This window comes from Telmatocola sphagniphila (assembly GCF_018398935.1).
In the GTDB taxonomy this organism is placed as follows: Bacteria; Planctomycetota; Planctomycetia; order Gemmatales; family Gemmataceae; genus Telmatocola; species Telmatocola sphagniphila.
In genome coordinates, this window is the sequence record NZ_CP074694.1 from 6,528,915 (window position 1) to 6,544,989 (window position 16,075).

At 54.1% G+C, this 16,075-nt stretch carries 11 protein-coding genes; 9 read left to right on the forward strand and 2 right to left on the reverse strand.

What is annotated here, in order from left to right:
• Positions 1-3 precede the first annotated feature (3 nt).
• The 3 genes from KIH39_RS26175 to ggt all read left to right on the forward strand — a co-directional run bounded on the left by KIH39_RS26175 (position 4) and on the right by ggt (position 4,697).
• Positions 4-1,038, forward strand: coding sequence for an RluA family pseudouridine synthase (locus KIH39_RS26175; protein WP_213497078.1), 1,035 nt, complete (start codon positions 4-6; stop codon positions 1,036-1,038).
• A gap of 98 nt (positions 1,039-1,136) precedes the next feature.
• A complete protein-coding gene (locus KIH39_RS26180; protein WP_213497080.1) occupies positions 1,137-3,002 on the forward strand; it encodes a bifunctional homocysteine S-methyltransferase/methylenetetrahydrofolate reductase in 1,866 nt (621 codons plus the stop codon).
• 15 nt (positions 3,003-3,017) lie between these two features.
• Positions 3,018-4,697, forward strand: coding sequence for a gamma-glutamyltransferase (gene ggt / locus KIH39_RS26185; protein ID WP_213497082.1), 1,680 nt, complete (start codon positions 3,018-3,020; stop codon positions 4,695-4,697).
• A gap of 150 nt (positions 4,698-4,847) precedes the next feature.
• On the opposite strand, the gene KIH39_RS26190 is transcribed toward ggt, so the two are convergent.
• Together KIH39_RS26190 and KIH39_RS26195 are read right to left on the reverse strand one after the other, a co-directional pair.
• Positions 4,848-5,651, reverse strand: a complete 804-nt coding sequence (locus KIH39_RS26190; protein WP_213497084.1) for a hypothetical protein — start codon at positions 5,649-5,651, stop codon at positions 4,848-4,850.
• A gap of 165 nt (positions 5,652-5,816) precedes the next feature.
• Positions 5,817-8,123 (reverse strand): DUF1570 domain-containing protein, encoded by a 2,307-nt coding sequence (locus KIH39_RS26195; RefSeq protein WP_213497086.1) that lies wholly within the window; start codon positions 8,121-8,123, stop codon positions 5,817-5,819.
• Positions 8,124-8,334: 211 nt separating this feature from the next.
• Here KIH39_RS26195 and uvrB point away from each other — a divergent pair, with 211 nt between their 5' ends.
• From uvrB to KIH39_RS26225, 6 genes are all read left to right on the forward strand, one after another.
• Positions 8,335-10,356 (forward strand): excinuclease ABC subunit UvrB, encoded by a 2,022-nt coding sequence (uvrB, locus tag KIH39_RS26200; protein WP_213497088.1) that lies wholly within the window; start codon positions 8,335-8,337, stop codon positions 10,354-10,356.
• A gap of 84 nt (positions 10,357-10,440) precedes the next feature.
• A complete protein-coding gene (locus KIH39_RS26205; RefSeq protein WP_213497090.1) occupies positions 10,441-11,835 on the forward strand; it encodes a UTP--glucose-1-phosphate uridylyltransferase in 1,395 nt (464 codons plus the stop codon).
• Between the two features lie 144 nt (positions 11,836-11,979).
• A complete protein-coding gene (locus KIH39_RS26210; RefSeq protein ID WP_213497093.1) occupies positions 11,980-13,059 on the forward strand; it encodes a mannose-1-phosphate guanylyltransferase in 1,080 nt (359 codons plus the stop codon).
• Positions 13,056-13,508, forward strand: coding sequence for a Holliday junction resolvase RuvX (ruvX, locus tag KIH39_RS26215; protein ID WP_213497095.1), 453 nt, complete (start codon positions 13,056-13,058; stop codon positions 13,506-13,508). The genes KIH39_RS26210 and ruvX overlap by 4 nt, the downstream gene beginning before the upstream one ends.
• Before the next feature lie 157 nt (positions 13,509-13,665).
• Positions 13,666-14,076, forward strand: a complete 411-nt coding sequence (locus tag KIH39_RS26220; RefSeq protein WP_213497097.1) for a hypothetical protein — start codon at positions 13,666-13,668, stop codon at positions 14,074-14,076.
• Positions 14,077-14,260: 184 nt separating this feature from the next.
• A complete protein-coding gene (locus KIH39_RS26225) occupies positions 14,261-16,069 on the forward strand; it encodes a peptide MFS transporter (protein WP_213497099.1) in 1,809 nt (602 codons plus the stop codon).
• The last annotated feature ends 6 nt before the right edge of the window (positions 16,070-16,075 follow it).

Sequence of the window (16,075 nt, forward strand, 5' to 3'; positions counted from 1 at the left end):
TAGATGTCTGACGAGGAAATCTTAGAACCCATCGATTTTTCGCCGCACCGCATGCCCGATCCGGTCGAGTTGGAAGTCCGGATCAAAATCGAGGGAATGAGACTCGATCAGTACATTCAGCTCAACTGCGGCGATTACAGCCGTTCCATCATTCAGGACGCCATCAAAATCGGCAACGTCTTGGTGAATGGCAAGCCCTCCAAAGCCAGTCATAAAGTCCGCAACGGGGACAAACTCTGGATCCAGTTCCCGATGATCACGCATGCGATCCCGGTTCCGGAAAATATTCCGCTGGATATCATCTATGAAGATGAGTATCTGGCGATTATCAACAAGCCGTTCGATATGGTCGTCCATCCGGCCAAGGGAAACTGGAGCGGCACACTCGTCAATGCCTTGCAATATCACTTCAAGGAATTAAGCAACGCGGGGGGAGAACATCGGGCCGGAATTGTTCACCGACTGGATAAAGACACCTCCGGGGCAATCTTGATCGCCAAGGAAGAGTATACGCACCGGGAAATGTGCAGTGCCTTCGAGAAGCGGACGGTCTTCAAAGAGTACGCCGCGCTTACCGCCGGGGTGTTGGATCGCGACAGCGACTACATCGAGTTGCGGATCAAGCATCACCCCGTCGATCGGGTGAAGATGTTCACGACCTCGGATACCGAAGATCTCGAAGCCAAGGACGCCTGTACCTTCTACGAAGTGATGGAGCGTTTTCGGGGTCACACCTTCGTGCGCTGCCAGCCGAAAACCGGCCGGACGCACCAGATTCGCATCCACCTGGCAAGTGCCGGCTGCCCCGTTCTCGCCGATAAAGTCTACGGCGGCCGGGATCACATTAATCTGTCGGATATCGCGGAGAATCTGCCGGCCGGACAGGATGAGAAGTTGCTGGAACGGCAGGCCCTGCACGCTTTCCGGCTGCGGTTCAAACACCCCAGGCTGGGTAAGTGGATGGAATTCGAAGCGCCCCTTCCGGCCGATTTTCAGCGCACTCTGGCGGCCCTGCGACAGTATCGCAAGTGGAAATAAGGACTTCGGCCACGTAAAGCGATGGTTTCGATGGCTTTAAGTTCTTGCAGTGAATATCATTTCTGTGAAAATCACACATTGCGGATGTAGGTAAATCTGTGCGTAAAGATGAGTTTCTCCATCGGTTGTCGGAAGAAGTGCTCCTGGGCGATGGGGCTTTGGGCACCATGCTGGGCGATCTCGGTGTCAACCGGGATATGGCCTACGAGCGTCTGAACGCCAGCGATCCCGATCTGATTCGCCGAATTCACCAGCAATATATCGATGCCGGTTCGCAGCTCATCGAAACCAACACCTTCGGAGCCAATCGCCTCCGGTTGGGAACCACCGAAGGCAGCACGGAAATTGCCGATCTGGTCCGGGCCGGGGTTGCACTGGCTCGCGAAGCGGCCAGTAGCAAAGCGTTCGTGGGGGGTTCGGTAGGACCGTTGGGGCCGTTTGATACCAAGGCTTTTTCCGACTCGGAAATTGAATCGATTTACGCCGAGCCGATTATCGCCCTGGCGGAGTCGGGCGCCGATGTGCTGATGCTGGAGACGTTTTCCGATCTGCGGCAGATTCAGTTGGCCATTAAGGTGGCCAAACAGAAAACCGATCTGCCCGTCATCGCCCAGATGGCTTTTCACGAGCAAGGTCACACGCAGCACGGCGTCTCGGTACTGGCGGCGATGGAGGCCATGCTGACGGCCGGGGCCGACGTGGTGGGTACCAACTGCGGCCGGGGGGTTCGCTGCGTGGTGCACGCCATCGAGCAGATGGCCAGCCGGTCGAACGCATTTCTGAGTGCCTACTTGAATGCCGGTTTGCCCGAGTATGTCGATGGCCGGTATCTGTTTGGGGCTCCCATTCCCTATCTGGTCAATTCCGCACTCGATATGGTGGAAAAAGGAGTGAATATTATCGGCGGGTGTTGCGGCACCACGCCGGAATTTATCCGGAAGTTACGGGAAAAACTGCCGGTCCGAAAGCCGGCGGTTCGCAAAATCGTTCCTGCCGAAGTCGCTGCCCCCGTAACTCCGGCCGTGCTGGAAACCAGCCCGCCGGTGAAGCAGATTTATTCCGATTCGATCCTGCACCGGCTGCCGCAATCAAACAAAAAACGGCCGCTGATGGTCGTGGAACTCGATCCACCCCGGGGGCTCGATTACAAGCCGGTGTTGAAGAGGGCTCGGCAGCTGAAAGATATGGGCGTCGATGCCATCACCATGGCCGATAACCCGGTAGCGACGCTGCACATGGGCAATCTGACGCTGGCCGACATCGTTCAGCGGGAAGCCGGAATTCCCGTCATTTTGCACATGGCCTGTCGCGATTCCAACTTGCTCGGCCTGCAATCGAAGCTGCTGGAAGCTCGGATTCGCAACGTGAACAATATTCTGGCCCTGACGGGTGACCCGGCCAAAGTCGGCGATACGCCGGGCGCGACCAGCGTCTACGATCTCAATAGTTTCGGATTGATCGAACTCATCACCAAATTCAATCAGGGGGTTTCCCATTCCGGCCAGAGCATCGGCGAGAAGACCCAGTTCACCATCGGCGTAGCCTTCAATCCTAACGGCCGCAATTTTGCACCACTGGTCGATCGACTACGTCGCAAGGCGGAGAAGGGGGCACATTTCGCCATGACTCAGCCGATGTACGACCGGGAGCGCTTCGATTTGATGGTGGATTCGATCAAGAGCATTCCCATTTCGGTTTTCGTCGGCATCATGCCGCTATTGAGTGAACGGAATGCTGAGTTTCTCCACAACGAAGTTCCTGGTATCGTCCTGACGGATGAAGTTCGCAACCTGATGAAGGGCTTCAGCGGCCCAACCGGTCGCAAGCAAGGGATCAAAATCACCTGCGATTTGATCGACTATATGCTGGGGAAAATCAACGCTTTTTACATCGTACCTCCGCCGAAGTTTACTGAAATGTCGGTGGAGATCGTTTCGCACATTATCGGCAAGACGCATCCCTAACCTCGGGTGAAAAGAATGTTTCGAATTTTCGCCGTTCTCGCAATCTTCGTTTGCCAGACGCTGGGGGCGTCTGCGCAAAATCCGGCCGGGCCAATTACCGCGAAAAGCGGGATGGTGGTCTGCGTCTCGCCGCCGGCCGCGGAGGTCGGCGTCAAGATTCTCAAAAAAGGGGGGACGGCGGTCGACGCGGCGGTGGCCGTGGCTTTTGCGGAAGCAGTAACGCATCCGCAGGCCGGGAATATCGGCGGCGGCGGCTTTATGCTGGTCTATCCCGGGGACAGTCGCGAACCGGTGTTCTTTGATTATCGCGAGCGGGCCCCCCTGAAAATCTCGGCGGACACTCTCGCTCAGGAAAAGGACATGCTGAATCACCGGGCCGTCGGTGTACCGGGTACGGTGCGCGGAATGGAGCTAGCTCATAAAAAGTTCGGCAAACTGCCCTGGAAAGATCTGCTTCTTCCGGCTGTGAAACTCGCGGAGGAGGGCTTTCTCATCGAAAAATCCCTGGCCTCCGCGCTCAACAGCTATGTAGCCCGCTCGAAATCTTTCGCCGGCTTCCAGAAGTACTTTGCCAAACCGGATGGCACGAAATGGCAGGAGAAGGATCGCCTGGTGCAAAAAGACCTGGCGATCACCTTGAACGCCATCGCCACGCAGGGGGCGGAAGGATTTTACGCCGGTAAGGTGGCGGAGTTGATCGTCGCGGAGATGGCTCGTGGGAAAGGCCTGATCACGCTGGAGGATCTGAAAGCCTATGAGGCCAAGGAACGTCAGCCGCTGCATTCCAGCTATCGCGGCTACGACATCATCGGTTCGCCCCCGGTCTCGTCGGGTGGCACGGCCATCATCGAGATGCTGAATATTCTCGAGAATTACGATCTGAAAAAGATGGGCCGCTGGTCGCCCGAGGCCAATCATCTGATTATTGAATCCATGCGGCGGGCCTTCCGGGATCGGGCCGAATTTCTAGGCGATCCCGATTTCAATACGATCAATCCCGAATTGATCACGAAGTCTTATGGCAAGAAACTGGCCGGACAAATTGATTTGAGCAAAGCCACACCGAGCTTGTCGCTGGCGGGCAATATAGATGTTCAGAAGGAATCGAAGCAGACTACGCACTTTTCGATCGTGGATGCCAGCGGAATGGCAGTTTCCAATACGTATACGTTGGAAGAGACCTTCGGATCACGCATCGTGGTGGACGGAGCCGGGTTCCTTTTGAATAACGAGATGGGGGACTTTAATACCAAGCCGGGCGTGACCAATACTTATGGCCGGATCGGTACCAAACCGAATTTGATTCAGCCGGGTAAACGGATGCTGAGTTCGATGAGTCCGACGATTGTCGCGCAGAATGGCCATGCCGTGCTTGTGACCGGCAGTCCCGGCGGCCGGACGATCATCAACACGACCCTGAATGTGATTCTGAATGTGATCGATTTCGACATGGATGTGCAGGCGGCGGTCAATGCCCCACGCAGCCATCAGCAATGGTTACCCGATACGGTGAGTTTCGAGCGTTCGAGTAATCCGGAATTTTTGAGTATGATCGAGTCTTTGAAGAAGATGGGGCATACGATCAAATGGGAAAATTCGCAGGGGGATGCGCATAGCATCTGGATCGATCCGAAATCGCATTTGCGCTATGCCGGTGTCGATACGAGGATCGAAGGCAAGGGAGCGGGTTATTGAGACTTCCACAAGAGACCCATCGCAGCGAAAATGCTTTGTTAAAAGGACCCGGTGGATCTCGGACTAAAATTGAAATTGCCAGTCTCGAAATGATGGCAATCTAAAAACTCAAAATAGTTGTACAGGTTGAGTGTTAGCTCATGGGCAAAGTTATAGTTCGGTTCTAAATTCCCAGTAATTTTCTCGGTCCTCCGGCTCGGGGTCCGGCAGATCGAATGCAACGATGTCAGTCGGTTGTACATACTTTTTGTAACAATCGAACTCGATGATCTTTGTTTCTCCCGGATTCAGGAATGAGACAGGCAGATGAATTCCTCCATTCAAGGGGCCAGATTTTGGTGGGCGTAATGTCCCTTTAATACCGATAGAAAAATATGCCAAATTAAGAGACGATTCGTTTGTGATTTCAAATTGCAGGTCTTCGTTCTGTGCAATACCAACCACTCTCCAGCGGAATCTTTTTCGTGAATCGATGATAATGCGCTCGAATTCGGAAAAAGGCAGTGGGCCTCGCTCTATCTCTTCCCATTCGGGTTTCTTAAATCTCTTTCGAGCTGCTTTACATTTGGACTTTAACCACTCTTCAAATCCAATGGCGGTACGTCTGATTCCTGCCGAGTGATACCATTCAAAAACAGGTGATTCCTGGCCGGCTATTAACTCAGATTCCTTAAAATATGCTAGTGATGTGTCGGTACGACCAAAATGAATCAATGCCTCCCCTTCTACGCTAACTGCTTCCCGCGGGCCCGCATAAACTTTCACTAACCAGTGACGGCCACGCCTGTAAAGATTTGCGTTTCCGAAGCGTTTCACAAACTCTCTGTATGATGGCGGGAGTGGAAAATCGGAGGAATCTACCGCCTCTTGTAGCTCTTCAGCCACCGGATCGTCGAACAGATGAAATTTCCGCGTCTTTATGCGTTTCATCTCCGCTTCGAGCCATTCGAACATGAACAGTCAGCCTCTTAAAGCATTTCTTTGAGTTCTGGAGTTTGTTTTACCTTATGGGCTAAACGCATCTTCGCTCGCGCTCCGATGCGTCGCTAAATATCTCCCAACAAAAAAGCCTCACCAAAATTCGGTGAAGCTTTCGGATTTATCTATCCAGGGTGGGCATTAACCATTTCCGCCACCCGGTCCTCCTCCACCCCCAGGCCCACCACGACCGCCGCCAGGACCTCCCGGTCCGGGACGTCCGCCTGGTCCACCGGGGACACCCGGCCCACCCGGTCCACCGGGTGCACCTGGACCACCTGGGAAGCCTGAACCTGGACCTGCACCATTGTTATTCTGTGCGGCCACAGGGGGTTCCAGCTTCAACTCTTCGGTCGGCGACCGTTCTTTCTTCATGTAATCGATCCAGTTCTTGCCCATGCCCATGAAGGCTTCCACCTTGAGCGATTCATCCTGAACGAACGATTCCGAAAGTTTGAAAGCATGTCCGAACGCCGAAATCAGAGCGGCTTCATCCAGTTCCACATCCCGTGGCATGGTGGCCAATTCTTTGAGATACTTTTCGAACTCGTCGTAGCGCTGCTTCATCAGGTAATAAGTCAGCGCCCAGGCAAGCGTACGGGCTTTAAGCAGCATTTTTTGCGAGTCCGGCAATCCAAGTCCGCTCAGGAGGCTCTTGGCGTCTTCTTCGTGGTTGCCCCGGCCGCCGCCATCCACGGTGTTATTCGAACCGCCAGTCAATTCGCGAGCGTGTTCCTCGAGCTTGGCCAGGTCGTGGGCGGCGCTGAAATAATCGTCACTCAGTGTCGCGTGGAGCAGGTTGGCCTCATTAAAAGGATTCTTGGGATCCCGCATGAGTTCTTTGTTAACCAGCATTTCCGTGAAGAAACGCATGTAAGACCAGTTGGGGGCACCCGCGCCAGGCCAGAAGGCCACCTTGACGGGAGCACCGTGAGGGAAATTGCCCTTCGGAGTCGCGAAGAAGCTGGCAAGACCAAATCGCAGCCACTTAGGAGCCGGCGCCGTTGCAGGCACCAGATTCGTCGCGGCCATCAATAGCTGTGTCCCTTCATGGGTCGCCGCGGCGATTTCCGCTTCTTCTTGAAGAGCGACATCGACCAAAGCCAGCGTCTGCGCTCGAATTACTTCCTTAACCAACTTCCCGGTACCAATGGTTTTAGTACCGGGGGGGAACTTACCGGCGAGAAGATCTTCTCGACTGAAGTTGCTGCTCAGACTGAAATCGCGATAGACCGGCGTGGTCATGGAACTGGTGAAAGTGCGGGCCGGCAAATCGAGTCGTTGCAGGGACAGGATGGCCACATTTTCCGATTGGAGGATGAAGCCGTCGTTGACCATGTCGGTCACTTCGAAGGCCGATTTCTGATCCCGGAATCTTTCGGCGTCATTCAGAATGGCAACAACCATTTTTTCCTTGATCGGCGGCAGAGCCTGGCCGCGAAGCGCGAACCAGAGATAGAAGTTCTGGTACGCTTTTTCGAAATGGCCCAAACGGCGGAGGATGCCATCGCGTTCCGGTTCCTGCGAGGTATGCACAATGGCGAAGTGCTCGCTGGTTAATTTGGTCGCGTTGAGCTGTTTGGTCCACTTGTTGGCCGTCGTCTCGACCGTGGTCGGGCTCGTCAGATAAGGCTTGATTTTCTTGTAGGCCTCGATGGCCTTGGTGACCCGCTCCGAGGGGTTTTTGATTTCATTCTTGTCAATCTTTTCGATCAACTCGTCCAGAGTGGAAGCGGCCTTGTTGGGCAAGCCTCGACCCAGCGCGAAATCGGCATCCGCCAGGAAAGCTTCGGGTACGTTATGGGCGTTCTTGTGGTGATTTTCAAAAGCTTTTAGGGGGGTGGCGATGATCGAGCCCGGCAAACGGGGGTTCGGATTCGGCATGCGTGCGAAATCGACCAGAATCTCCGAGCGATCCTGGAACAGGAACGTTCGACCCCATTTTGTCTGAATGCTGACGGGGAGAGTGCCAATCCCCGCCCGACGTTCTTCCGGCAGGATCTTGTCTACTTGAAGCACAACCGTGACGTAATCGTTGGGATTCAACGTGACGTGAGTAATACTGGAGTTCTGGCCGGCATTACCTTGGCCGCCGCCGGGACCACCTGGCACGCCGGGAGCGCCTGGGCCACCTCCTCGAGGAGCCCCGGGTCCACCGGGTACCCCCGGACCACCGCCGCGCGGTCCCGGACCACCGGGTACGCCAGGGCCACTGGGTCCACCGGGACCACTGGGTCCGCCGGGGGAAGGAGGGCCGCCGCTACCGCCGGGTCCGCCGGGCACACCGGGTGAACCCGGATTGCCTTTTCCACCTGGCCCCGAATTACCAGCCATGCTTTGGCTTTCGGAGTTCTTGAGTATCACGCGAATAATGACGTAATCTGCCAGAACCGAGGAGACGGAACCCCAGAGTGCCACTACCGATGCGAGGAGGAAAAATCGCCTCATGGAGGGGATCTCTCTAATTAGAAGAATAGGTATGTGTCGAAACGTAAGATCATTGTCTGCCAATATATGCCCGTCCGCAAGGGGAAAGGCATGAATTTTTGGCCGGCAAAACCTCTGCGCTTACGTATTATCAACAACTCAGATAGAATTTCGTTGGCGGATCGGCCAAGATAGTAGTAAATGCATTGTAATTTCACCTAGTGAGACCGGGATGGGTCTGCCATTTCAGCTGTCTGGCGAGTACGAACCTGCCGGAGATCAACCTAAAGCCATCAAGCAACTCCTCGAAGGTTTTGCGGCCGGGAAGAAGTATCAAGTGCTTCTGGGGGCTACCGGAACGGGTAAAACCTTCACGGCGGCCAACATTATCGCCGCCCTGAACAAACCGACGCTCGTCTTGGCCCACAACAAGACTCTGGCGGCCCAGCTCTACAAGGAGTTGAAGAACTTCTTCCCCCACAATGCGGTCAATTATTTCGTCAGCTATTACGACTATTACCAGCCGGAAGCCTACATTCCCCAGCGCGATATCTACATCGAAAAAGATTCGAGCATCAACGAAAATATCGACCGGTTGCGACTGGCGGCCACCAGTGCCCTGGTCAGCCGGCAAGATGTGATTATCGTGGCTTCCGTTTCCTGCATCTACGGGTTGGGTTCCCCCAGCGACTACAAGCGGATGATGGTCTATCTCCCCAAAGGAGAGGTGATCGAACGGGACAAATTGCTGTTGAAACTGGTCGATATCCAGTATCAGCGCAACGATATCGCCTTCGAACGCGGGAAGTTTCGCGTTCACGGCGATGTGATCGAAGTCTGGCCGGCGCATGAGGAAATTGCCCTGCGAATCGAGCTGTTCGGCGATGAACTCGAGCGATTGTTCGTTATCAACCCGACCTCCGGCGAAGTACTACAGGAGAAGGACGAACTCTACATCTTCCCGGCCAAGCACTTCGTCACGACCGAGGAACGGGTTCGAATTGCCATAGAAGGCATTGAGAAAGAATTAAACGAACGGCTTGAACAGTTCAAAAAGGAAGGAAAACTGCTCGAAGCGGAACGGCTGAAAGCCCGCTGCCGTTATGATCTGGATATGCTCCGAGAAGTCGGCTACTGCTCGGGCATCGAGAACTACGCCCGCTGGTTTTCCGGCCGTAAACCGGGGGAGCCACCCTATACGCTCATCGATTTTTTTCCGGAGGATTTCCTCTGTGTGGTGGACGAATCCCACGTCAGCCTACCGCAGGTGCGGGGCATGTATGCCGGCGACCGCAGCCGCAAGGAAACGCTGGTGGAGCATGGCTTCCGACTACCCAGCGCGCTCGATAATCGACCCATGAAATTCGAGGAATTTGTAAGCAGGTTGAAGCAGTGTCTTTGCATGTCGGCCACGCCGGGAGATGTGGAACTGAATTTCACGGGCGGGGAGGTCGTCGAACAGATCATTCGACCCACCGGGCTGGTCGATCCGGTGATCCACATCAAACCGGCCCGTGGCCAGGTGGCCGATCTCGCCACGGAAATCAAGCTCCGGGCTGATCGCCAAGAGCGGGTGCTGGTCACCACGCTCACCAAAAGAATGTCCGAAGATTTAACTAACTACTTCAAGGACATCGGCTTGCGCTGCAAGTGGCTGCATAGCGAATTGGATGCTATCGAGCGTATTACCGTTCTTAGAGAGTTACGCGAAGGGGCCTTCGACGTTCTGGTCGGGGTCAACCTGTTGCGCGAAGGGCTCGATCTCCCGGAAGTTTCGCTGGTGGCCATTCTGGATGCGGACAAGGAAGGGTTTCTGCGCAGCACCACTTCGATGATCCAAACCATCGGTCGAGCGGCCCGTAATGTCAACGCAGAGGTCATACTTTACGCCGACGGCATGACCGATTCCATGCAGCGGGCCATGAGCGAGACGGCACGCCGTCGCGAGGCGCAACTCGCTTACAACAAAGAGCATGGGATTACACCGAGGACTGTAAAAACAGCGATCAAAAATTTCATTGAGGAAGAGATTCAATCCCATCAGATCGCGCAGGAAGCGGCCGGTAAATCCGAAGCGGACTATATCACGGCGGAATACCTCGAGGAATTGCAGGCCGAAATGCTCAAAGCCGCCCAGGAACTCGATTTCGAGCGAGCCGCCACCCTTCGCGATAAGATTGCCAAACTTAAGGGCGAAAATGTCGCATCCCCGCAGATTAAAAAGAAGCGAGGATCTAAGAAAAAATGGAATTAAAAAGCGCTCGCCGGGGATTTGGGCAGTAGGGCAATCCCGTGTACAATAGCCCTAAGTGTATCCCTTATCCGCTACGAAGATTCCATGCGCGATCTACCTCCCGATTTGTTTCACCGTCTGACCAATCACCGGCAGGAGCATCTGCTTCTGGGGTGGGAAAAATTAACTCACGCGGAGCGGTTGGCGTTCATCAATCAGATTGCTGGCATCGACCTCAGTTTGATCGATCGGCTTTACTCAAATCAGGATCAGCTTTTCCCGGCTCTGAATCCGGATCACATCAAGCCCGCCCCCCTCGAAGAAGCCGCTTCCGGGGACAGCGAAACCCGGGAAATCGGGCATCAAGCGCTTTCTAATGGCGAACTGGCGGTTCTGCTCGTTGCAGGCGGGCAGGGCAGTCGGCTGGGCTTCGATAAGCCCAAAGGGATGTATCCGGTCGGGCCGATTTCCAACAAGACGCTCTTTCAGATCCACGTGGAGAAAGTATTCGCCCTGCGCCGGCGGTACACGCGGTCCATTCCCTTGCTGGTGATGACCAGCCCGGCCACCCACACCGATACAGAACAGTATTTCGAAGAAAACAACTACTTCGGGCTCCCGAAAGAAGACATCACGTTCTTTCAGCAGGGTACGATGCCTTCGGTGGAAATTCAGACCGGACGGCTGCTCCTCGAAAAACCGGGGCTGATTTTCACCAGTCCCAACGGACACGGCGGCACGCTCACGGCCCTTTCGGAAACAGGTCTGCTCGATGATCTGAAACGTCGGGGCACCAAGCACCTGTTTTATTTCCAGGTCGATAATCCCCTGGTGAAAATTTGCGATCCCGCTTTTGTCGGCCGACACGTCGCTACTCGTTCGGAGCTTTCTTCGAAGGCGATCGCCAAGGAATATCCGAAAGAAAAAATGGGTGTTTTCGCGCTGATCAATGGACGCTGCAACATCGTCGAGTACTCCGATTTACCGGATGAGCTTGCAAATGCCCGGAGCGAAAAAGGGGATTTACTGCACAAAGCGGGTAGCCCGGCCATTCATATCTTCGAGATGGAATTTCTCGAGCGAATCACCCGAGGTGAACATCGTCTCCCTTTCCATGTCGCCCGCAAAAAAGTTCCCTGTCTCGATGCTAACGGCCATTTCCACTCGCCTACGGTTGAGAATGCCCTGAAATTCGAGATGTTCATTTTCGATTCGCTGCCGCTGGCGGATCGCTGGTTATTGATTCTGGAGAAACGGCGGGAAGAGTTCGCCCCCCTGAAGAACGCCACCGGGGAGGATTCGCCCGAAGCCGTACGGCAAGCGCTGAGTAATCTGGCCGCCGACTGGTGCCGACACGCCAGGTTGCCCGTACCGGTTGATAAGAGCTTCAAGTCGCTGGTTCCGCTCGAGATTAGCCCCCGATTTGCCATGGATGCGGTGGAGTTTGCCGCACGGGTGGGGCCGGTACAGAGCATCGATATGTCAAACTATTGGGAATAATAACGATTTTAACACCTCGAAATCGCTGAGGAACTTCTCCGGATCCCCAGCGGCGGCGCAGCGTGCTATATAATCTTCCATCAGACCCAATTAGTGGAATCGCAGACAGTTAGAGCTAGCGGTTCCAATTTATCGAGATCCAAGATGCTCCATGCCATGATCATGGCCGGTGGTGGCGGCACCCGATTCTGGCCCCGAAGCCGCGTCAAAAAGCCCAAGCAATTCCTTACCTTTTCCGGCGATCGCACTCTCCTTCAATCGACTATTGATCGAACGGAATCTCAGGTTCCGACCGATCGTGTGTGGATCCTCACCAGTGCCGCACATCGGGCGGAAGCGATCCATCAATTGCCGGAGTTGGATGAGAATCACGTGGTTGGCGAACCGATGGGACGGGACACGGCTCCCTGCATCGCTTTGGGGGCCGCGCTGATCGCCAAGGAGCATCCGGCGGGCATTATCATCGTTATGCCGGCCGATCACCTCATTGAACCGGTACAGGAATTTCGCCGGGCGGTGCACGCCGCGGAGCAACTGGCCCTGGATCATCCCGAAGCGCTGATCACTTTCGGCATTCCACCTACCTATCCGGCGGTCGGCTACGGATATATCCAGCGTGGCGCCTCGGCGGGACAAAAGCAGAATGTCCCGGTTTATGAGGTGAAGCAATTCCGTGAGAAGCCGAATTTTGACGATGCGCAGAAGTACATCGCTTCCGGTGAGTTCTACTGGAACAGCGGCATTTTCGTCTGGAAGGTGTCGGCTATTCTCGGAGAATTGAAACGGCAAAAACCGGAAATGCTGGAAGTCGTGCAAAAAATCGCCGATGCCTGGGGCACCGCAGATCAGGAGCACGTCTTCCGGCAGGAATATCCCAAGGCCGAAAAGATCTCCATTGACTACGCAGTGATGGAGAAAGCGAAGCAGGTCCTCGTCCTGCAGGCTCCCTATCAATGGGATGACGTCGGTAGCTGGTTGGCTCTGGAGCGACGCAATCCGCAGGATGCTCAGGGCAACACCATCCAGGCCAATCATGTGGGAATCGACACTTCCAATTGCGTGATCGCCGGGGATTCCGAACGATTGATTGCGACGATCGGTGTTTCCAATCTACTGATCATTCAGGATGGCGATGCCACCTTGATTGCGGACCGTAAGGATGAAGCCGCCGTGAAGCAGATTGTGGACCGATTGAAAGCGCCTGGTCTGGACAAATTTCTGTGATAGCAGGTCGGCTGCTGGGAATGGACTTCGGCACGGTGCGGATCGGCCTTTCGGTGTGCGATCCGGACAAGATCATCGTTTCGCCCTTGCCCAAGTTGAATCGAAGTTCGCTGGAGGCCGATCAGAAGTTTCTGCAAAAGCTTCTCATGGAGGAATCCATCGCGGCCATTGTGTTGGGTCTGCCCATTCATCTGAGTGGAAATGAAGGCAAGAAATCCCTCGAAGTGCGGGCTTTTGCGGAGTGGCTGAAAACCTTCGTTTCTCGACCGGTTTTCCTTTGGGATGAACGGTTCTCATCGTCGGAAGCAGATGAATTGCTGGCCCTTCGGCAGATCTCGGCCAAAAAACGGAAAGAGCTGCGCGATTCGCTGTCGGCCGTGGTAATCCTGCAAAGTTTCATCGAAGCGGGTTGTCCCGAGGATTATACCCCCCGCGCTCTCGACGGCTGATAACTGTTACTGAAGTTCAATTCGGCACAAATTACCAACTTTAGCGGATTCGACTTTTTTTCTCATTATTCTCGATTGAGATTTTTTCAGCGGGGTCCGATATCGAAGAGGCTGGGAGATTCCAGCTCGGATGAATCACCGTCATGGGAGGCGCCAAATGCGTGCCATCGCGTTACTGTTTATTACCGGATTGATGGCTTCCGCGGTTCGCGCGGGAGATCCCCCGGTTCCTGTCATCGTCCAGCCCGGCCAGACGATCATTATCAGCGGTGGGTCAGCCGCTCCGGTTACCAACGTGGTCACGCCGTCCACGAAAGTGGTCACCAGTGCCGCATCGGCAGCCTCCTGTAGCACCTGCGATAAGGATGGCAAGAAGAGCTTTTACGCGAAGATCAAGACCCGGCTGGGTGCTTGCCCGAACGGTTCCTGCGACGATAAAGGGTGCGCCAATCCGCTGGGTTGCGGCAACTTGTGGACCGACGGAAAATTCCTGTTTGGTAGCTGCCGGGACTTCTTCGGAACAGACGTTGCTGCGACGGGTCACCTGCACAAGACGAACGTTCCTTAATTTCTTTTAAGCGTTCGATGCGGCTGGCGATTCGTTTGCGGATCGCTGGCTTTCTGCAAATCGCAGCACCTCTCCGCTAAAAATATTCACGCGAAATTCGCATTCTCTGTTTCGTCGCAATTCGCCATCTGATAGTATCTCCTTTTTCCCGAACTCATTGACGACTTTTATCAGGAGCAACCGCTTGAGTACGAGCGAGACGTCCGCCCCACAACCCAAGGGGCACCCAATCGGTTTTCGTTTCTTTTTCTGGGGGGAATTCGCGGAGCGATTTTCGTTCTACGGGATGCGGGCGATTCTCGCTCTGTATATGGTTGACGAGTTAGGCATCAGCAAGGCGAATGCAAGCTTATATCAATCTCTGTTTCTCGCAGCCGTTTATTTCACACCGCTGATCGGCGGCTTCATCGCGGACAACTTCTTCGGAAAATATTGGACCATTGTGGGCTTTTCCTTGCCCTATCTGATCGGTCAGTTCTTAGTCGGATTCCCGAATAACTATGTTTTTGTCGGTTCACTCGCCTTGTTAGCCATGGGTTCGGGTGTAATAAAACCGAACATATCGTCGCTAATGGGTATGACGTACGATCAGCAAAGGCCGGGGCAGGATACACTGCGATCCGCTGCTTTTTCCTGGTTTTATTTTGCGGTGAATACCGGCGCCTTTTTATCGCAAATTATTTTGCCCTACATGCGTGACCACCACGGTTACCGCGTGGCCTTCCTGACCCCATTTGCCTTCATGGCCCTGGCCCTGACGATCTTTGCTCTGGGCAAAAAATATTATGCCTTGGAGACTGGAGAACGAAAGGTCGCAACCTCGGAAGAGACTGCGGATAAATGGAAAGTGCTGGGTCTTGTCGTTTTACTCTTTGCGCCGTGCTGTTTCTTCTGGGCAATCTTCGATCAATCGTCATTCACCTGGGTTTACTTCACGGACACCTATTCCAACACGGTAATCCACCTGCCGATTCTCGGCGAAGTTCCCTTCTCCTCGGACGGACTGCAGTTTTTCAATTCGCTCTTCATCCTGATCTTCGTTCCCATCAGCATCTGGTTTTGGAAGTTTTTGGATCGTCGCGGCATAAAAATCAAGGCAACTACCAAGTTGTTTACGGGGTTCATGCTGACTGCTTTGTGCATGCTGATTATGGCCGGGGCAGGTTTCCAGGCCGGCGAAATGAAGGAGACTCTGAGAATCTCCACTCCGTTCGCGGATTTTATTCTCCCTGCGGAATCCTTCAAATTGGATGGTGCCGATTTGCCCATGGACAAAAATAAAACGGTGACTTTTGAAGACGATAAAAAATTCGCGTCGGGTTCCTTGCAGGAAGGGGATTTCAACCTCCACTTCGGGGAAGGAAAAATCGTCAAGAAAAAAGTGAACTTCCAGGATGGGACGCTCGAAACACCTGCCGGAACTCTGGTCTTCGCGAACGGACTGATCGATATCGAAAAATCTACACTCTTGTATAACGCTCAAGACAAGAAGATCATCAATGCAGTCAACCCGCCGAAATCCGTGATCTCCATGATTCCGAAACCCGATTACGTTAAGGAGACCTTGGCCAAATTTGAAAGCGGCGCTCCTAAGGCGGAGACCGGCGAAACGAAATCCGATGCGAAAATCACGATTTCGAATTTCGAGTACGTTCCCAAAGAACAACAAGTCACAGTCTGGTGGCAGATCTTCGCATATCTGATACTAACTTTTGCCGAAATTCTCGTCTCCATCACTGGACTGGAATTGGCCTTCGTCATCGCACCCGACAGTATGAAAAGTCTGATTACCGGCTGCTGGCTGGCGACGGTCGGCGTGGCCAACCTGGCGATTAATGCCCCCATCACCGGTTATTATCCGGAGATGCGACCGGGCGTGTACTTTACGATGCTTACCATCATGATGCTGGTGGTGGCTTTCGCGTTTTTGTTTATCGTAAAGTTCGTGAACAAGGAAATGGCGGCGAGGGATGCTTCCAAAGGCAAAAAATAGACGAGG

What these genes read in the sequence shown, in the direction of transcription:
- ggt (WP_213497082.1), top strand. Translation starts at nt 3,018, where the DNA reads ATGTTTCGAATTTTCGCCGTTCTCGCAATCTTCGTTTGCCAGACGCTG.
- KIH39_RS26195 (WP_213497086.1), bottom strand. Translation starts at nt 8,123, where the DNA reads ATGAGGCGATTTTTCCTCCTCGCATCGGTAGTGGCACTCTGGGGTTCC.
- KIH39_RS26210 (WP_213497093.1), top strand. Translation starts at nt 11,980, where the DNA reads ATGCTCCATGCCATGATCATGGCCGGTGGTGGCGGCACCCGATTCTGG.
- KIH39_RS26220 (WP_213497097.1), top strand. Translation starts at nt 13,666, where the DNA reads ATGCGTGCCATCGCGTTACTGTTTATTACCGGATTGATGGCTTCCGCG.
- uvrB (WP_213497088.1), top strand. Translation starts at nt 8,335, where the DNA reads ATGGGTCTGCCATTTCAGCTGTCTGGCGAGTACGAACCTGCCGGAGAT.
- KIH39_RS26190 (WP_213497084.1), bottom strand. Translation starts at nt 5,651, where the DNA reads ATGTTCGAATGGCTCGAAGCGGAGATGAAACGCATAAAGACGCGGAAA.
- KIH39_RS26175 (WP_213497078.1), top strand. Translation starts at nt 4, where the DNA reads ATGTCTGACGAGGAAATCTTAGAACCCATCGATTTTTCGCCGCACCGC.
- KIH39_RS26205 (WP_213497090.1), top strand. Translation starts at nt 10,441, where the DNA reads ATGCGCGATCTACCTCCCGATTTGTTTCACCGTCTGACCAATCACCGG.